A 17,876-nucleotide genomic window follows, 5' to 3' on the forward strand; every position below is an offset into this window, starting at 1 on the left:
CCGGGCTGCGCCGAACATAGGGGCCACGCCGAGCCCCTTGGGCTGCCTTCTCAATTTCCATGGTGTCCACCCATCAAAAATGGTGGACACCTTCGCTGCTCAAAGAAATGGGATCAAGACGGGACAGGGGCGACGCTTACGTCGTACCGACACCGTTCCGGACTCCCCGGCCCTTACCCGGTCCGAACCAAGGGGAAAACCGCGCCAGGACTGGCTTTTCGAAATCGGATCGGGCGTTCTCTCCCAACGGAAAACGCCCCGCATCGGACCGGGGAATGCCCGGTCCTGCCCCGACCCATCGGAAGGCAAATCAGCGAATGAGTGGCGCGATCACTCATCGTTTTCATCACAAAAAACCCATCAACGACAGACACTTATGGCAGCACGCATTCATTCTACCTGGAGATAGAGGCCATCCGCGGGACGCCCCGCGCAGCCCCTCTTGCATGACACCTGGAACGGCGCGCAAGTGTCGCGATACTCGGTCCGAAACGAAGTTTTCGGGCTCTTAATCCGTAGGTCGAGTGTTCGAGCCACTCACAACCCACCAGCATTCAGACAAAAGCCACCTTCGGGTGGCTTTTGTCATTTCAGCCCTGCCGCCAGCGTGCCGGCGTGGTTGTCCGCCACCGCCGGCCAGCGGACGAGACCCCGGCGCCGCTATCGGTCCGGGTTGTTCAGCACCAGCCGCACCAGTTCGGCCACCGAGCCGATGCCGAGCTTTTCGCGGATGTGGCAGCGGTGCACCTCCACCGTCTTCTTGCTGATGCCGAGCTCCACGCCGATCTCGCGGCTCGAGAGGCCGTCGATCAGCAGATCCAGCACCTCCCGCTCCCGCGGCGACAACAGCGCCAGCAGCTGGTTGATCGAGCGCGTGTGGCGCTGCTGGCGGTGCAGCTCGGCGGCGCGATTGACGGCGTCCTGCACCCGGTCGAGGAGCGCCTGATCCGAGAACGGCTTTTCGATGAAGTCGAAGGCGCCGTTGCGCATTGCCCGCACCGACATGGGGATCGAGCCGTGGCCGGTGAGGAACAGGATGGGCAGCGCCGGATTGTCGATGCGCAGCACCTCCTGCAGCTCGAAGCCGCCCATCAGCGGCATGCGCACGTCGAGCAGCAGACAGGCCGGCTGGTCGGCGTCGTAGCCGTCGAGGAACTCCCGCCCGTTGCGGAACACCCGCACCGGATGCCCGACCGATTCGAGCAGCCAGCGCAGGGATTCGCGCACCCCGTCGTCGTCATCGACGACGAACACGGTGGGCGTGGCGGCGGGCTTAGCGGACGGGTTCGACATGGCTCGATTCTCCGGTAGCGAGCGGCAGACTGAAGTGAAATTTCGCACCACCGCCGGCACCGCGGGTGGCCCACAGGTGGCCGCCGTGGGAATCGATGATCGAGCGGCACAACGACAGGCCGATGCCCAGGCCTTCCTTCTTGGTGGTGTAGAAGGCGTCGAAGATGCGGTCGGGGTTAGCGCGGGGCAGGCCATGGCCACGGTCCTCGATGGTCACGTTGACGGTGCCGGCGGCGGTGAGGGTGGTGGCGAGGGTGAGCTGGCGGCGCTCCTGCGGGGTGTCGGTCATCGCCTCGATGCCGTTCCTGGCGAGGTTGGAGATCACCTGCTCGATCAGCACCCAGTCGCAATCCACCAGCGCCGGCTCGCGCAGCAGCCGGTAGCGCACCGGAATGCGCCGCAGCCGCGCCTCGATCTCGATGAACGGGGCGATCTCCTCCACGATGGTGCGGATGTCCACGGTCTCCCGGTGGTAGCCGCTCTTGCGCGTGAAATTGCGCACCGTGCGGATGATGCGCCCGGCCCGCTCGGCCTGGACGCGGGTGTTCTCGAGCACTTCCTTCAGCGTCGCGTCGTCGAGCCGGCCGGCATCGGCACGGCGGATCGCGCCGCCGACGAAGTTCATGATCGCGAAGAAGGGCTGGTTGAGCTCGTGAGCCAGCGCCGAGGCCATCTCGCCGGTGGTCGATAGCCGCGCCATGTGCGACAGCTCCATGTCCCGCTGGCGTACCCGCGCCTCGGCCTCGATGCGGCTCGTCACGTCGCGGAAGGTGACCAGCAGGCCATTGACGCAGTGGTCCTCCAGCAGATTGACGCAGCTGCCCTCGTGCTGGCGCCAGCTACCGTCCCGATGCTGGATGCGGTAGGCCAGCGGAACGACGCCACCCGCATCCCCCGCGGCCTTTTCGAGCAACGCCGCCAGCCGGTTGGCGTCGTCGTGGTCCATGCGCCGGAACACGCTGGCGCCCCGCACCTCGCGCTCGCGAAAGCCCAACACCTGGCGGATCGACGGCCCCACCCAGCGCACGTGGCCGCGCCGGTCGAGGATCGCGATGCCATCGCTGATGCTGCCGATCAGGCGCCGGTAGTAGGCCTCCCGTTCCACCAGCCGCGCTTCGGCCTCCTTGCGCTCGCGAATGTCGCGCAGCAGCGCGATCACCCGGGGATGTCCGTCGGAAATGATGTGCTTCAGGTTCACCTCGATGGGCAGGTCGCCGCCGTCGGGCCGGCGCAGCCACCACTCGAAGATCTGCGGCCCTTCGTGGATCACCCGCTGGATCAACAGCCGCGCCGCCTTGCTGTCGCATCCGCGCCGGGCCGAGCTGATGTCGCCCACGTCCATGCGGAGCAGCTGCTCCACCGGGTAGCCGGTCAGGCTCGCCGCCATGCGGTTGGCGTCGAGGATCGCGCCGCTCTCCTCGTCGTGAATGAAGATCGCGTCGTTGGCGTGATCGAACACGTCCTGGTAGTTGGTCTTCACCTGCATGGCATGTCTCCGCCGGCCACTGCCGGTTCAGCCCGATAAGCACTTCTACCTAGTCGCTTAGATGCGACGCCCGATTTACGCCCCGAAACCCCGCCGATAGCCTTGTCAGCACCTGCCCGATGTGGCGGCAAAGCAGTCGGATTTGTGAATTTACAGTGTAAATCGAATTGAAAAATTAACCATCGGCTTCCGGTCGACGAGCGCTCGCCCACCCCGTCGCCCGTGCCAAGCGTAACCCCAGCCCCCAACGCAAGGAGTGAATTCCATGAGCCAGAAGCCAACCAGCGCACAGCGCGAGGTGGTCGTCTCCACCTACACCCGCGGCATCGTCGGGCCGGGCAACGCGATGCTCGGCCCGGTGGCCGACGGCGGCACCCTCCGCGTCGGCACCCCGCCGGGCTGCTGGGGCCCGATGATCACGCCCAAGTTCCAGGGCGGGCATGAAGTGTCCCAGCCGGTGGCCGTCGAAGGCGCCGAGGTGGGCGACGCCGTGGCGATCCACATCCAGCGCATGGAAGTCACGTCGCTCGCCACCTCGTCGGGCGTGATGGCCTTCGTGGATGGCCGCTACCTGGGCGACCCCTTCGTCGCCAAGCTGTGCCCGAGCTGCGGCACCGTGAGCCCGCCCAGCCACATCGAGGGCATCGGCGACGAGGCCGTGCATTGCGACGTGTGCGGCGCCGAGGTGAATGCCTTCCGCTTCACCAACGGCTACGTGATCGTCCTCGACAAGGACAACAACGTCTCCCTCACCGTCGACAAGGCCGCCGCCGAGCGCCTCGCCGCCCACGCCAAGGACAACGCCCGCCTGCCCGAGCATTCCGAGCAGCACTCGATCCTGTCGCTGGCCCGCGCCGACATCGTCGGCCTCGCGGCGCACATGCAGCCCTTCCTCGGCAACATCGGCACCACGCCGTCGAAGGATCTGCCCGATTCCCACAACGCCGGCGACTTCGGCAGCTTCCTGGTGGATGCGCCTCACGCCTACGCCATGACCCAGGCCGAGCTGGAACAGCACAAGACCGACGGCCACATGGACACCAACTCGGTGCGCGCCGGGGCGATCCTGATCTGTCCGGTCAAGGTGCCCGGCGCCGGCATCTACATGGGCGACATGCACGCCCAGCAGGGCAACGGCGAGGTGGCCGGCCACGCGACGGACGTCTCCGGCATTACCGAGGTGAAGGTGGAAGTCATCAAGGGCCTCGAGATCGACGGCCCGATCCTCCTCCAGCGCCCGGACGACCTGCCGCCCATGGCCCGCCCCATGAACCGCGAGCAGCGCGCCGCGGTGCAGGCCCTGGCCGAGCGCTTCGGCCAGGCCACCGTCGAGGAGAACGGCCCGATCACCTTCATCGGCACCGGCCGCACCCTCAACGACGCCACCCACAACGGCGTCGATCGCGCCGCCAAGGTCACCGGCCTGTCGCCGGAGGAAATCCTCAACCGCGCCACCCTCGCCGGCTCCATCGAGATCAGCCGCCTGCCCGGCGTGGTCCGCGTCACCTTCCAGTGCCCGATGCCCATCCTCGACCGCCTCGGCATCGGCGCGCTGGTGCGCCAGCAATACGGCCTCGACGCCGCCTGAACCCTCATCCACACCCACCCAAACCAAGGAGCACACCCATGAATGCCCCCAACGACCTGAAATGGGCCGCGAAGTACCCCGACCTCGGCACCGGCCCGATCCCGGTCGAACCCTGCGTGTCGCCGGAATTCTTCGAGCAGGAACGCCAGAAGGTCTTCCTCAAGAGCTGGCTGAAGGTCGGCCGCGTCGAAGAGATCGCCAAGGCCGGTGACTACAAGGTCAAGAAGCTGGCCTTCGCCAAGACCTCGGTGATCCTCATGCGCGGCAAGGACGGCCAGATCCGCGGCTTCCACAACACCTGTTCGCACCGCGGCAACAAGGTCGTCGTCGAGACCGGCGAGGAGACCTTCGGCCGCAACAAGGCCGCGGTGGTCACCTGCCGCTTCCACGGCTGGGTGTACAACGCCCACGGCGGCATCGTGCAGGTGCCCGAGGAGAACAAGTTCTCGGCCGACTTCGACAAGGCCCGCAACGGCCTCACCCCGGTGCACACCGACGTGTGGGAAGGCTTCATCTTCGTCAATCTCGACCCGTCCGAGCAGGTCGTGCCGCTGGCCGAGTTCCTCGGCGGCATCGGCACCCACCTGGCCGGCTTCCCGTATGGCGAGCTGTCCCAGTGCTTCAGCTACCACACCTACCTGGACTGCAACTGGAAGGTCGCCCACGACGCCTTCGCCGAGGCCTACCACGTGGCCACCATCCACGCCGGCTCCTTCCCCAACGTGTTCTCGTCGGGCCTGCAGAACGTGGAACTGTTCGGGCCGCACCGCACCACCGCGATCTGCCTGTCCCTCAACGCCGAGCCGACCCCGGTCGCCAAGATCGCCAACAGCCTCGCCACCGGCTCGCTGGTGGCCCAGCGCGGTGCGTCGATGCTGCCGCCCACCGTCAATCCGGACCGCCGCGACGACTTCTCCTTCGAGCTGTCGGTGCTGTTCCCCAACCTGCTGCTGCACGTGTCGGAGGGCATCTGGTTCACCCACCAGTTCTGGCCCATCGCCCACAACAAGACCCTGTGGGAAGGCAAGTACTACGTGCGCCCGGCCCAGACCAACAGCCAGCGCTGGGCGCTGGAGCACGCCCAGTGCCTGCAGCGCAACGCCTGGCTGGAAGACACCGCGACGATGGAAGACACCCAGACCGCCCTCGAATCCGGCGCCAAGCAGTGGATGTACCTGCAGGACGACGAGATCCTGATCCGCCACGGCTACCACGCCCTCGAAGCCTACATGCACGCCAAGTAAGGAACACCGCGATGAACGACCTTTCCCTGCCCAAGTCCTTCGAAGTCCTCGAGCCGCTGGTCGCCACCTGGGCGCTGGCCACCCAGGACGAACGTCAGCAGCGCCGCATCCACAGCAGCCGCGGCGAGCTGCGTGCCTTCTACGAAGCCATGCTGCCGCGCCTGCCGGACATCCTCACCCACGTGGATACCTTCCCGCTCGGCGAGCTGCCGCCGGCCTCTGCGCGCCTGTTCCACCTGGCCCTGTCGCTGGCCGAAGTGGCGCCGCACATCGAGCTCTACGGCGGCGACCCGAAGGTGCCCTACAGCTTCGACGAGTCCCGCTTCGTGGCCGACCACGGCCGCGTCGCCGCATAAGCGCACTCGACCATGAAGCCCGCGCCCGATCTCGCCGCCCGCCTCACCCGCCTCGAGGATATCGAGGCGATCCGTGCCCTGGTGGCCCGCTACGCCCTCGGCGCCGACCGCAACAACGACCCGGCCATCCTCGGGCCGCTGTTCGCCAAGCGCGCCGAATGGGTGTGCGAAGGCTTCGGCCACTACCGGGGCCGCGACGAGATCGCCGCGGAGCTGGCGCGGATCGGCCGCGAGGGCATCCGCTGGTCGCTGCACTACATGGTCTCGCCCCTCGTCGAGCCGTCGGCCGACGGCCGCCGCGCCCGCTGCCACTGGTACCTGTGGGAGCTGGCGCGGGTTGGCGAGGAGGCCGAGGCCCACTGGATCGGCGGCTGGTACGAAAGCCGCCTCAAAAAAGGCAGGAAAGGCTGGCGCTTCACCCACGTCCGCCTGCACCTGAAGCTCCTGAGCCCGCACGCCGACGGCTGGAAGACCCTGCCGGCGGCCGACTGAACACAACCAGATCAAGAGGACACATCCATGCGCAAGATCTCCATCATCGGCGGCGGCCAGGCTGGCCTGCTGCTCGGCTTCGCCCTCCTCGACAAGGGCTACTCCGTCTCGCTGTACACCGACCGCAGCCCCGAGCAGGTGCTCAACAGCCGCATCCCCAGCACCGCCTTCCTGTTCGAATCCACCCTCGCCACCGAGCGCGAGCTGGGCCTCAACTTCTGGGAAGACCTGGTGCCCTACGGCGAAGGGATGCACGTGGATTTCCGCGGGCCGGACGGCAGCATCGGCCTCACCGTGCAGGGCCGCCTGGGCGACCTGCAGGGCCAGGCGCTCGACCAGCGCACCAAGTTCTCCCGCTGGCTGCAGGAGTTCCCCCGCCGCGGCGGCAAGCTGATCATCCAGGCGGTGTCGGTGGCCGACCTCGAGAAGATCGCCGCCGAGTCCGACCTCACGATGGTCGCCGCCGGCAAGGGCCAGATCAACGCCTTCTTCGCCCGCGACGACGAGCGCAGCGTGCACAGCGCCCCGCCGCGCAACCTCGCCGCGCTGCTCCTCACCGGCCCCAAGATCCTCGGCGACCGCCCGTGGAAGCGCGTGCCCTTCCGCCCGCTGCGCTTCAACTTCATCGCCGGCGCCGGCGAGTATTTCTCGCTGCCCTTCTACACCCACACCCGCGGCGAGTGCCGCAGCTTCCTGTTCGAGGCCATCCCCGGCGGCCCGATGGACCGCTTCCAGGACGCCAAGGACGGCCACGAGTTGCTCGAGATCGCCCGCCAGGTGATCGCCGAGTTCGCCCCGGACGACCTGCACCACATGGAAGGCGCCGAGCTCACCGACGAGGACGCCTGGCTCAAGGGCGCGTTCACGCCCACCGTACGCAAGCCCGTCGGCCAGCTGCCCTCCGGCGCCTGCGTGATGGCCATCGGCGACACCGCGGTGCTCAACGACCCGATCGCCGGCCAGGGCTCCAACAACGCCGCACGGATGGTGCGCCACCTGGTCGCCCGCATCGTCGCAAACGGCAACGATGCCTTCGACGCCGCCTGGATGCAGGACACCTTCGAGACCTTCTGGGACGAATCGGCGATGTACACCACCGCCTTCACCAACGCCCTGCTCAACCCGCCGGGCGAGCCGGTGATGACCGTGCTCGGCGCCGCCTCCCAGCACCCGCCGGTGGCCGACGCCTTCATGCGCTGCTTCGACAACCCGCGCAACTACTGGCCGTGGATCGCCGACCTGGACGAAGCCCGCCGCTTTGTGGCCGAACGCACGGAGGAACGCTGTGCAGCCTGACGCCCATGCCGCCCGCTGGGCGGGGGATGGCCCCAGCGGCGATCCCCAGGCCCTGCGCAAGGCCCTCGGGAGCTTCGCCACCGGCGTGACGGTCGTCACCACCGTCGCGCCGGACGGCAGCCCCGTCGGCCTCACCGCCAGCTCCTTCAACTCGGTGTCGATGGACCCGCCGCTGATTTTGTGGAGCCTCTCCAACCGTTCGCCCAGCCTGGCCGCCTTCTGCGAGGGCAGCCACTTCGCGGTGAATGTGCTGACCGACGAGCAGGTGGAGCTGTGCCACCGCTTCGGACGCCCGGTGGCCGACAAGTTTGCCGGCCTCGCGGTGACGCCCGGCGCCGGCGGTGCGCCGCTGCTGCCGGGTGCCGCGGCCCAGTTCGAGTGCGCGCTGGAAGCGGTCTACCCCGGCGGCGACCACCAGATCCTGCTCGGCCGCGTGCTGCGCTTCCGCTGGAGCGAGCGCACGCCGCTGCTGTTCTGCCGCGGCAAGCTCGGCGCCGCCCTGCCCGCCGAACCAGCCCTGGCCGGCTGACAAGAAAAAAGGAACCGACATGAGAGGACTCAAGGACAAGGTGGTGATCGTCAGCGGCGGCGCCACCCTCATCGGCGCCGCCATCGCCCGGGCCTTCGTGGCCGAGGGGGCGAAGGTGGTCGTCGCCGACATCGACGTGAAGGGCGGCAGCGCGCTGGTGGCGGAACTGGGCGAAATGGCCCGCTTCGTCGCCACCGACGTGAGCCGCGACGCCGACATCGACGCCTGCGTGCAAGCCACCGTCAAGGCCTTCGGGCGCATCGACTGCCTGGTGAACGTGGCCGCCCTCTACGCCGACAACGGCCCCGCCTCGCCGCGGGACGACTGGGAAAAGGCTTTCGCCGTGAATGTGTTCGGCGCGGCGATGTTCCTGCGCGCGTGCCGGCCGCACATGGCCCGCGGCAGCGCGGTGATCAACTTCGGCTCCACCAGCGCCGGCGTGGCCCAGGCCGGGCGGTGGACCTACCCCGCCAGCAAGGCTGCCGTGCTGCAGCTCACCCGCAGCGCGGCGCTCGATCTCGCCGCCGACGGCATCCGCGTGAACGCCGTGTCGCCGGGCTGGACGTGGTCCGGCATCCTCGACCAGATCTCCGGCGGCGACCGGGACAAGGTGGACGCCGTCGCCCGCCCCTTCCACATGCTCGGACGCATCGGCGATCCGGCCGAGGTGGCCGACGCGGTGTTGTTCCTCGCCTCCGACCACGCCCGCTTCATCACCGGCAGCAACCTGCCGGTGGATGGCGGCTACGCGGCGCTCGGCCCCGAGCAGGCCACTTCCCCCATCTCGGAGCTGCTGTCATGACCCGCCTGCCCCTGCGCCTCACCTTCATCGCCGCCGCGCTTGCCACCAGCCTGCCGGCCCTCGCCACCAACGGCACCATGCCCCACGGCTACGGCATCAAGGCCCAGGGCATGGGCGGCGCGTCCATCGCCCTGCCCCAGGACGCCCTGGCCGCCGCCAACAACCCGGCCGGCATGGCGCTGGTGGGCAACCGCGTAGACCTGGGCCTCGCGGTGGTGATGCCCAAGCCCGCCTCCACCTTCGGCGGCACCGACTACGACGGCGACGGCGTGAAGGCCATCCCGATCCCCGAGTTCGGCTACGCCCGGATGCTCGACAGCCGCCAGGCGCTGGGCGTGTCGGTCTACGGCAACGGCGTCACCACCAAGTACGACAGCAACATCCTCGGCGGCCCCGGCAGCGGCAAGGACGGCGCCAAGCTCATGCAGCTGATCGTCTCGCCCACCTACGCGGTCAAGCTCTCCGACACCCAGGCCGTCGGCGTGTCGGTGGATCTCGCCTACCAGCGCTTCCGCGTCGATGGCGTGCCGGATGCCGCCGGCCAGGAAGGCCAGGGCACCGAGACCTCGATGGGCGCCGGCTTCAAGCTGGGCTGGACCGGCCAGGTGAGCGAGCGCGTCACCCTCGGCGCCATGTACGCGGCGCGGATGCGCATGGGCAAGCTCGACGCCTACCGCAAGCTGCTCGCCCACGACGGCGAGTTCGACGTGCCCGAGCGCTACGGCGTGGGCATCGCCCTGCGGCCGGTGGACGGCGTGGTGATCGCCGCCGACCTGATGCGGGTGAACTGGGGCGACATCAATTCGCTGGGCAACGCCCTCACCGACGCCCAGCCGGGCTTCGGCTGGCACAACCAGACCATCAGCCGCATCGGCGTCAGCTGGCAGGCCAGCCCCGCGCTGCAGCTGCGCGCCGGCTACAGCCACGGCACCCAGATCGTCGCCAGCAAGGACACCACCCTCAACTACCTCGCCCCGGTCACGCCCCAGAACCACGTGACCGCCGGCGCCACCTGGACGCTGGCCGACCGCAGCGAATTGTCGGTGGTGGTTGCCCGCGCGCTCGGCGAGGAGGTGAAGGGCACCGGCCCCAGCACCGGGGTGGACGTGCGCATGTCGCAAAACTGGCTCGGCGCCGCCTACGCCTGGAAGTGGTAAGCCGGCAGGCCGGGCCCCGGCCCGGCCGACCACGATTCGAAAGGAAAGCACCATGAAACAGCTCTGCTCCACCCATGACGTGCCGGCCGGTGGCTGCCGCCGCATCGAACTGGCCGACCGACCGCCCCTGGCGGTGTTCCACCTCGACGGCCGCTTCTACGTCACCGACGACACCTGCACCCACGGCGACGCGTCCCTGTGCGACGGCGAGATCGACTGCGACGACGGCGTGGTCGAGTGCCCCTACCACCAGGGCGCCTTCGAGATCGCCACCGGCCGCCCCGCCGGCGCGCCGTGCTCGATCCCGCTGCGCGTCTATCGCGTCGAGGTGAAGGACGAAGCGATCTACGCCGCCATCGACGAGACGGAGGCCGCATGTCCGTAATCACCCTGAACGACGGCGAGGCCGTCTTCGACTGCGCCGAGGGCGACACCTTGCTGCGCGCCGGCCTGCGCGCCGGGCTGGCGATGCCCTACGAGTGCGGCGTGGGCGCCTGCGGCTGCTGCCGCGTCGAGCTGACCGGGGGCGAAGTCGCCAACCTGTGGCCCGAGGCGCCCGGTCTCTCCGACCGCGACCGCCGCAAGGGCCGCGTGCTGGCCTGCCAGAGCCTGCCGGCGGGCGACGTCCACCTCAAGCTGCGCCTGCCGCCCCAGGCCGAAGCGGCGATCCGCCCCGCGCGCCACCGCGCCACCCTCGTCGCCAGCCGCCAGGTCACCCACGACATCCGCGAGTTCGTGCTGCGCACCGACGCCCCGGCCGATTTCCGCCCCGGCCAGTACGCCCTGCTGGCCCTGCCCGGCCTCGACCGGGAGCGCGCCTACTCGATGGCCAACCTGCCCAACGCGGCCGGCGAATGGCACTTCCGCATCCGCAAGGTGGCCGGCGGCGGCGCCACCACCACGCTCTTCGAGCGCCTCGCCATCGGCGCCAGCGTGGGCCTCGACGGCCCCTACGGCCTCGCTCACCTGCGCACCGACAGCCCCCGCGACATCGTGTGCATCGCTGGCGGATCGGGCCTCGCGCCAATGCTCTCCGTCGCCCGTGGCGTGGCGGCCGATCCAGCACTCGCTGGCCGGCGGGTGGATTTTTTCTACGGCGGGCGCACCCCGGCCGACCTGTGTGGCGAGGCCGATCTGGCCGCGCTGCCCGGCTTCGGCGAGACGATCCGCTACCACGCCGCGGTGTCGGATGCCGACGCGGCAGCCCGCGACGGCTGGCGCGGCCCGGTCGGCCCGGTTCATCAGCTCGCCGAATCGGTGCTGGGCGAGCGGCTGGCCGAGGCCGAGTTCTACCTCGCCGGTCCGCCGCCGATGGTCGAGGCCGTGCAGCAGCTGCTGCAGATCACCCACCGCCTGCCGCCCGAGCGCATCCACTTCGACCGTTTCTTCTGAGCCATGGACATCGACACCCTCATCGGCAGCCTCGCCGGCTGCCTCAGCACCGCCGCCTTCGTGCCCCAGGCGTGGCAGATCTGGAAAACCCGCAGCGCGCGGGACGTGTCGTGGGCGATGTACGCCGTGCTGATCGCCGGCGTGGCCCTGTGGATCGTCTATGGCCTGCGCCGGGGGGCGCTGCCGCTGGTGCTCACCAACGGGGTCATCCTGCTGGTGGCGCTGGTCATCCTGGCGATGAAGCGTCGCTTCGGCGACGGCACACCCGGCTAGGAGCGGGTGGACAGCACCCGCGCAGCCTGGTCGTACAGGCCGATGAAGTGACTCATCACCTTGGTGGCGCCGCGCAGCTGCTCGCGCAATTGCGCCATCTCCTCGGCCGGCGCCAGCACCAGTTCGCGGCGGCGGGCCACGAAATCGGCCACCACCGCCCGCCCGGCTTCGGTGCTGCGGTAGGTGGTGCCGCGGGCCGAGCGGTCGCTGGCCTTCTCGATGAGCCCGGCCTTCTGCAGCTTGCGCACGCTGTACTGGATGTTGGCCAGGTCGTCGCGGTTCATGAAGCGGCTGATGTCCGACAGGCTCTTGGGCCGGTCGAGGGTCTGGATGATGTGCAGCACCATGTTGTCCTGCCCCGAAAAGCTCACTTCCCCCGGCACGCCCGCCAGCCCCTGCATGTTGTAGCGCCCGAAGGCCTCGCACAGGCAGATCAGCGCGTGCTCGAACTCGGCCACCACCCGCTCGGCGTCGGAAGCGGCCAGATGCCAGGGCGGAACGTCGGCGGACTCGGCGGGCGATGCGGCGGAACGGGCAGGCTGGACGGTCACGGCAGGCACCTCGTGGTATCGGAACAGCGGCCAATCTACCCGAAACGCACCCCGTCGCGCCGCCCGCAGCGCGGCACGACGCAGAAATCCGCCGCGCCGCAGCGCAAGTGTCGGCGTGTGCTGCCACAATACGGGCTTCATCCGTCCCGCCGGACGGGCGCCCGGCACCACCCCGCGCCCATCCGCGCCAAACCATCCAGGAACCGCCCATGAAAGTCGTCAAGAACAGCGTCGTCACCCTCGACTACCGCGTCACCAACCCCGAAGGCGTGGAGGTCGATGACGGCCAGACGCCCCTGGTCTATCTCCACGGCGGCTACGACGATCTGTTTCCCAAGCTCGAGGAAGCCCTCGAGGGCAAGGCCGTCGGCGACACCGTGACCGTGCGCCTGCACGCCGACGAAGCCTTCGGCGAATACGACCCCGAGCTGGTGCAGATCGAATCCCTCGACAACCTGCCCGAGGAAGTCGAGGTCGGCATGGAGCTCGAAGGCGCCCCCGCCGACGAGAGCGACGAGGACGAAGAGATCATCTTCTATCGCGTCACCGCCATCGACGGCGACGAGGCGACCCTCGACGGCAATCATCCCCTGGCCGGCCAGCCCCTGGTGTTCACCTGCACCGTCGCGGCCATCCGCCCGGCCTCCGCCGACGAACTGGCCAGCGGCAGCGCCGGGCAGGACGACTGAGCCCAACGTCGCCATGCGCGTCGCCCGCCTGTGCCGCGTCGTCCTCGCCGCGCTGGCGGGGCTCGCCGTGGCGGCCTCGGCCGAGCCGCTCAGCACCACCGTGGCCATCCCCGACGGCGACCGCGACGCGGCCCGCGCCGACGCGGTGCGAGCCCTGCTCTGGGAAACCGGCCTGCGCGGCCAGGCCGAGGTACGCAGCCAGTCGGCCCTGATCGGCGGTGACCTGCGCGAAACCACGCTGGTGCAGGCACGCTTCCGCCTCCGCAAGTTCCGGATCCTCAGCGAGGACGTGGTCGATGGGCGCTTGCAGCTCACCGCCGACATCGAGCGCGAAGAGGCGGACGAAGCCGCCTGCACCGCCAGCCTGCCACTGCACAACATCGCCTACGTCTGGGCGGGCAACGCCGGCGGGCCGGCTTCGGCGGCCGATGTGCAGGCCGGCGCCGCGCTGGGCGCCGCGCTCGGCGACGCACTGCGGGTGCGCGCCGGCCCCTATCTGCAGGACAACGACGCGGGGCGGGCCGAGGCCCTCTACCGCATCGTCGCAAGCCTGGCCCCGCCGCCACGCGGCGGCGAGTCCGGCACCCTGTCGTTGCAACTGCGGGCCACGCCGGAAGACCGGCTGATCAAGGAGATCCGCCTCCCCACCGGGCGCGCGCCGCTCGCCCGGCAGGAGGACGCCAACCTCGGCTACGCCCTGCTGCGCCAATGGGTGACGAGCCCGGCCGGACGGCAACTGGCGGCCGAGGCGGCCCGCCAGCTGGACGACGCACTGCGCTGCCTGCCGGCGCTGCTGCGCATCCCGCCACTCGAGGCGGACGGCGGCTTCAGCCTCGTCACGCGCTTTGCGCTACCGCTGAGCCCGCAGGGGCTGGTGCTGTACTTTCCGGTCTGGCCGGTGCGCGAAGGTGGCGCCGTCGATCTGCTGCAGGCCGACGGCTATCTCCAGCCCCAGCCGATGGGCCCGCAGCACGTGCGCTTCACCGGCAGCGCACCGCGCCCGGGCCGCAAATCCCCCGTCTCGGGCGGCTACCTGCTCCTGCTGTAGCGACCGCTCCGGGCCATCCCCAAAAAACGGGCCTCATCCGCATGCGGCGGTGAGGCCCGGTCGCCCCCGGCGGACGCGAATCCGTCAGCGGATGAAGACGGTATTGGGCTTGACCGGCGGCACCACGCTGCGCTCGATCACCACCTTCTCGACGCCGCCCCGGTTCGCGTCGCTGAGGATGTAGTTGAGATCGCGGTTGTTGAGGAAGGCCTGCGCCGACGACACCACCACCCCGCTGTCTGCCTGGATCAGCCGTGCGTTGATGACCACCCCGTCGCCGTTGCGCGCCACCGTGCCGGCCAGGAAGTAGTGGATGTTGTGGTTGCGGCGCAACTCGGCCACGTCGCGACTGAGCACGAAATCGCCGTTGCTGCGCACCCGGATGTAGTCCCGCGCCTTGAAGTCCACCACACCGAAGCCGCGCACGTACATCTCGTGCATCAGGTTCTCGGCCAGAGACAGGCCCAGCTTGTCGGTTTCGTCGAGCGACGTCATGTTCACGAAGGACGCCACCGCGATCCGGCTGTCGGAGACGTTCTTGATGTCGCGGTTCTGCGCCAGCTGCGCGGCCAGGAAGCTGCTGACCTGGTTGAGGGTGTTCGAGGCGGCGCTGCCGCCAATCTGCACGGTAGCCGGGAAGGTCGGGATCTGGGCCAGCGCGTTGGTGCCCAGCAGCGCGGCGCCGAGCGCCAGGATGATCTTTTTCATGGCGAAGCTCCTGAATCAGCGGGCGCAGGCGCTGTCGGCGCGCACCGAAACCTGGAAGCGCGCGCACACCTGACAGGGCGACACCTGGGTCACGTCACGGATGCTACGGGTGCATTCGGCCGCCGGCTTGTCCACGTACACGACCTCCTTGGGCGCGCTGCAGCAGTCCTCGGTCCGGGGCGCCGTCGCGCAGCCGGAAAGCAGCGCCGCGCACAGCGCGGCGAAGGGCAGGATCTTCATCTTGTTTTTTCCTTTGCAAGGTTTGTTCAAGGGCCGGGCGCCACCCGCGCGGCCCGGCGTGCGTCAATCAGTACCGGACGTCGAGTTCGACGATGGCCTGATAGACCCCGGGCTCCACGGGCTCGACCCGCACGAAGCGGACGCCCTTGAGCGTCGCGCCCGACTCCACCACCAGCCTGTCGGCCCCCATCGCGGAGCCGTCGAGCTGGGTGCGGGACTGGAGGGTCACGCCCTGGACCTGCTCGGCCAGCGAACGCATGGCCTCCAGTTTGGCGGCGCGGATGGCCGCGAGCTGCTTGAGGTTGTGCGGCCGCTCGTCATCCGGCCGGACGGCGGCAAGGCCGACGCCGGTGATGCGGACGCAACGCACGTCCTCCCGGCACGCCTCGTCGGCTGCCGCCCAGCCCGAGAACAGGCAGGCCAGCCCTCCCAGCAGGAAAAGTCGAACGCGCATATGCCCCGTGCAGAACCCAGATGGGCATTCTTCGGCGCAAAATTGTCGTTCTTGAGTTTTTTATTGTTTTTGTCGTTTTAAGCAGGGCGCGCGCACCGTCGCCCGGCGGTCACGGGCCGGTTTCAGAACTTCAGGGAAAGCTGCCCCGGCGCGGCAACCGTGCCGCCCCGGGCCGGCACGCCGCGCTTGCGCGAGCCGTGGCGCGCCACGATGGCGGCCTTGCCGGCCTTCACCTCGGGCCGGGCACGCAGCGCGAAGAGGCGGGTCCTGGCCTCGCGGGTGGCGGCCTCCAGATCCACCGGCGGGGTGGGCAGGTCGTCCTCGCCGAGCCCGTGGCGGGCCCGCAGCGCCGGGGGCATCCGCCAGGGCTCGAAGATCCACGCGTCGGGCACGCGCCGCAGCTGGGGCAGCCAGTGACGCACGAAAGCACCCTTCGGATCGTGGTCGCGGGCCTGCTTGAGCGGGTTGTAGATGCGCGGCACGTTGATGCCGGTGGTGCCCGACTGCATCTGCATCTGGCTCCAGTGGATGCCCGGCTCGTAGTCGAGAAACTCCCGCGCGAGCCACAGCCCGACCTGCCGCCAGTGCAGCCACAGCGGATAAGCGGCCACCGAGACCAGCATCGCGCGCATCCGGAAGTTGATCCAGCCGGTCTCGCGCAGCATCGCCACGCAGGCATCCACCAGCGGCCAGCCGGTGCGCCCGGCGGTCAGGGCGGCGAAGTGCGCGGGATTCCAGTCGTCCTCGCGCAGGCCGTCGTAGCCCCGGTGCAGGTTGGCGTATTCGAGCGACGGCTCGCTCTCGAGCTTCTGGATGAAGTGGCAATGCCAGTACAGGCGGCTCACGAACGCCGCCAGCCCGGCGCCGCGGCGGTCACCCGCGGGCAGCGCGGCCTGGCGCAGGCGTGTGGCCTGCACCACCTCGCGCAGACTCAGGCAGCCGTAGGCGAGATAGGGCGACAGGCGCGAGCACGCGGTAGGCGCCGACAGCGGCGAGGAAATCCCGCCCCGGTACTGGCCGCTGCGCTGGTCGAGGAAATCGGCCAGCACCGCCAGCCCCGCGCGACGTCCGCCCACCTGACGTCGGGGCGGTTGCCACGGGTCGAGCCCAAGCGCCGCCGCACCGGGCGGCGCCACGTCGGCCCACGGCCACGGACGAAACGCGATCGACGCCGGCAGGCTCGCCTGCGCACGGGCGACCTGTTCGTCCCACAGCCCCTGCCAGCGGTCGCGGTCGTCGAGCCGGCGCACCACGCCGAACTGCGCGAACTCGTGCCAACCCACGCCCTGGGCGCGGCACCAGCGCCCCACCGCCAGATCGCGGGCATAGGTGTGGGCGTTGCCGGTCTCCTCGTGGGCATACAGCGCCGCGAAAGGCGCCGAGGCGTGCAACCGCGCCAGCACCTCGACCACCTCGCCGGTGACGACGTGCAGGCGACCGCCCAGGCGGCGCAGGTCGCGATACAGCTCGCGCAGGCTCTCGAGGATGAATTCGAGGTGCTGGCGAGCCGCGTCCGGCTGCGCCCACAGGCTGGGCTCCACGATGTAGAGGCACAGCACCGGCCCCTGCCGCGCCGCCGCCGCGAGGGCCGCGTGGTCGGCCAGGCGCAGATCGCGCTTGAACCAGACGACCCCGTAGGTCATCGCTCAGCCCGGCGCCAGCGCCGCCGTCAGACGCCGCCCGAGCGAACGCCCGCTGAGCCACGCGCCTTCCACCTTGCCGCCGTTGAGCCAGTCGCCGCACACCCCCAGGCGGGCCGCGGCGTCCCACGCGCAGCCGTCGGCGCGGGCGGAGGCGGTATCCGCGTAGCGCCAGCGGTGGGCGCTCCATGCCATCGGCGCGGGCCCGCCCAGCGCGGCGAAGGCGGCCAGCAGCGCGTCGGCCACCGCCTCGGGCGAATCCTCGAGGTGTGCCTCGCTCCAGTCGCCGGTGGCGTGCAGCAGCCAGGTCTCGGCGCCTTCGCGGCCGGGCTTGCTGCGGTCGCGGGCCACCCAGCGCAAGGGGCCGTGGTTCACGAAAGCGGCGTCGAAGGGAAGATCGACGGGCGCCGCGTAGCGCAGCATCAAGGCCCAGCTGCCGCGCATCCGGGCCGCCGCGGCGAGCTCCGCCAGCGCCGTGGCGACGGGCTGGAGCAGCGGCTCGGCCTGGGGCGCCGGCACCGCGAGCACCACCGCCGCAAAACGTTCGGGCAGCTCGCCGGCCTCGCGGGTGACGAGACGCCAGTCGGCGACGTCCCGCCGCAGCGCGCACACCGTCGCCGCGAGGCTCAGGTCCAGCC

Annotated in this window: 21 protein-coding genes; 13 read left to right on the plus strand and 8 right to left on the minus strand. The window is 69.9% G+C overall.

The window, feature by feature from the left end:
• Positions 1-660: 660 nt before the first annotated feature.
• Positions 661-1,293: a response regulator transcription factor gene (locus ACE3P2_RS15185; RefSeq protein ID WP_374265935.1), complete on the minus strand. Its 633-nt coding sequence runs from the start codon at positions 1,291-1,293 to the stop codon at positions 661-663.
• Entirely contained in the window at positions 1,274-2,779 is a 1,506-nt protein-coding gene (locus ACE3P2_RS15190; protein WP_374265936.1) for a PAS domain S-box protein, read from the minus strand. The genes ACE3P2_RS15185 and ACE3P2_RS15190 overlap by 20 nt, the downstream gene beginning before the upstream one ends.
• Positions 2,780-3,044: 265 nt before the next feature.
• Here ACE3P2_RS15190 and ACE3P2_RS15195 point away from each other — a divergent pair, with 265 nt between their 5' ends.
• From ACE3P2_RS15195 to ACE3P2_RS15245, 11 genes are read left to right on the plus strand one after another with little or no spacing between them, the layout of a single operon-like run.
• The gene (locus tag ACE3P2_RS15195) at positions 3,045-4,367 is read left to right on the plus strand and encodes an acetamidase/formamidase family protein (RefSeq protein WP_374265938.1); all 1,323 of its coding nucleotides are present in this window, start codon (positions 3,045-3,047) and stop codon (positions 4,365-4,367) included.
• Between the two features lie 38 nt (positions 4,368-4,405).
• A complete protein-coding gene (locus ACE3P2_RS15200) occupies positions 4,406-5,611 on the plus strand; it encodes an SRPBCC family protein (RefSeq protein ID WP_374265940.1) in 1,206 nt (401 codons plus the stop codon).
• 11 nt (positions 5,612-5,622) lie between these two features.
• Positions 5,623-5,967 carry a hypothetical protein gene (locus ACE3P2_RS15205; RefSeq protein WP_374265941.1) on the plus strand — a complete coding sequence of 115 codons (345 nt, stop codon included), beginning with the start codon at positions 5,623-5,625 and terminating at the stop codon, positions 5,965-5,967.
• Between the two features lie 12 nt (positions 5,968-5,979).
• Complete coding sequence (locus ACE3P2_RS15210) at positions 5,980-6,459, plus strand: nuclear transport factor 2 family protein (protein ID WP_374265943.1); 480 nt, start codon at positions 5,980-5,982, stop codon at positions 6,457-6,459.
• Between the two features lie 27 nt (positions 6,460-6,486).
• Entirely contained in the window at positions 6,487-7,755 is a 1,269-nt protein-coding gene (locus ACE3P2_RS15215; RefSeq protein ID WP_374265945.1) for a styrene monooxygenase/indole monooxygenase family protein, read from the plus strand.
• Positions 7,745-8,284, plus strand: a complete 540-nt coding sequence (locus tag ACE3P2_RS15220; RefSeq protein WP_374265947.1) for a flavin reductase family protein — start codon at positions 7,745-7,747, stop codon at positions 8,282-8,284. The genes ACE3P2_RS15215 and ACE3P2_RS15220 overlap by 11 nt, the downstream gene beginning before the upstream one ends.
• 19 nt (positions 8,285-8,303) lie before the next feature.
• Positions 8,304-9,086 carry an SDR family oxidoreductase gene (locus ACE3P2_RS15225; protein ID WP_374265949.1) on the plus strand — a complete coding sequence of 261 codons (783 nt, stop codon included), beginning with the start codon at positions 8,304-8,306 and terminating at the stop codon, positions 9,084-9,086.
• The gene (locus tag ACE3P2_RS15230; protein ID WP_374265951.1) at positions 9,083-10,243 is read left to right on the plus strand and encodes an OmpP1/FadL family transporter; all 1,161 of its coding nucleotides are present in this window, start codon (positions 9,083-9,085) and stop codon (positions 10,241-10,243) included. The genes ACE3P2_RS15225 and ACE3P2_RS15230 overlap by 4 nt, the downstream gene beginning before the upstream one ends.
• 52 nt (positions 10,244-10,295) lie before the next feature.
• Positions 10,296-10,628, plus strand: coding sequence for a non-heme iron oxygenase ferredoxin subunit (locus ACE3P2_RS15235; RefSeq protein ID WP_374265953.1), 333 nt, complete (start codon positions 10,296-10,298; stop codon positions 10,626-10,628).
• A complete protein-coding gene (locus ACE3P2_RS15240) occupies positions 10,619-11,635 on the plus strand; it encodes a 2Fe-2S iron-sulfur cluster-binding protein (protein WP_374265955.1) in 1,017 nt (338 codons plus the stop codon). Before ACE3P2_RS15235 ends, ACE3P2_RS15240 begins: the two co-directional genes overlap by 10 nt.
• A gap of 3 nt (positions 11,636-11,638) precedes the next feature.
• Positions 11,639-11,908 (plus strand): SemiSWEET family sugar transporter, encoded by a 270-nt coding sequence (locus ACE3P2_RS15245; RefSeq protein WP_374265957.1) that lies wholly within the window; start codon positions 11,639-11,641, stop codon positions 11,906-11,908.
• Here the strand turns inward: ACE3P2_RS15245 and ACE3P2_RS15250 are convergent.
• Positions 11,905-12,459 carry a winged helix DNA-binding protein gene (locus ACE3P2_RS15250; protein ID WP_374265959.1) on the minus strand — a complete coding sequence of 185 codons (555 nt, stop codon included), beginning with the start codon at positions 12,457-12,459 and terminating at the stop codon, positions 11,905-11,907. The two genes, ACE3P2_RS15245 and ACE3P2_RS15250, sit on opposite strands and share 4 nt — an antisense overlap.
• A gap of 209 nt (positions 12,460-12,668) precedes the next feature.
• Here ACE3P2_RS15250 and ACE3P2_RS15255 point away from each other — a divergent pair, with 209 nt between their 5' ends.
• Positions 12,669-13,148 carry a peptidylprolyl isomerase gene (locus tag ACE3P2_RS15255; RefSeq protein WP_374265961.1) on the plus strand — a complete coding sequence of 160 codons (480 nt, stop codon included), beginning with the start codon at positions 12,669-12,671 and terminating at the stop codon, positions 13,146-13,148.
• 13 nt (positions 13,149-13,161) lie between these two features.
• Positions 13,162-14,196, plus strand: coding sequence for a hypothetical protein (locus ACE3P2_RS15260; protein WP_374265963.1), 1,035 nt, complete (start codon positions 13,162-13,164; stop codon positions 14,194-14,196).
• A gap of 84 nt (positions 14,197-14,280) precedes the next feature.
• Here ACE3P2_RS15260 and ACE3P2_RS15265 read toward each other — a convergent pair whose 3' ends face one another.
• From ACE3P2_RS15265 to ACE3P2_RS15285, 5 genes are all read right to left on the minus strand, one after another.
• Positions 14,281-14,904, minus strand: coding sequence for a FlgO family outer membrane protein (locus tag ACE3P2_RS15265; protein WP_374265965.1), 624 nt, complete (start codon positions 14,902-14,904; stop codon positions 14,281-14,283).
• Between the two features lie 15 nt (positions 14,905-14,919).
• Positions 14,920-15,144, minus strand: coding sequence for a hypothetical protein (locus ACE3P2_RS15270; RefSeq protein WP_374265967.1), 225 nt, complete (start codon positions 15,142-15,144; stop codon positions 14,920-14,922).
• A 67-nt stretch (positions 15,145-15,211) separates the two neighbouring features.
• Positions 15,212-15,598, minus strand: coding sequence for a hypothetical protein (locus ACE3P2_RS15275; RefSeq protein ID WP_374265968.1), 387 nt, complete (start codon positions 15,596-15,598; stop codon positions 15,212-15,214).
• A gap of 122 nt (positions 15,599-15,720) precedes the next feature.
• Complete coding sequence (locus ACE3P2_RS15280; protein ID WP_374265971.1) at positions 15,721-17,241, minus strand: deoxyribodipyrimidine photo-lyase/cryptochrome family protein; 1,521 nt, start codon at positions 17,239-17,241, stop codon at positions 15,721-15,723.
• Between the two features lie 3 nt (positions 17,242-17,244).
• The coding region (locus ACE3P2_RS15285; RefSeq protein WP_374265973.1) for an NAD(P)/FAD-dependent oxidoreductase at positions 17,245-17,876 on the minus strand (632 nt) is incomplete at its 5' end.

Source organism: Zoogloea sp. (genome assembly GCF_041911615.1).
Lineage (GTDB): Bacteria > Pseudomonadota > Gammaproteobacteria > Burkholderiales > Rhodocyclaceae > Zoogloea.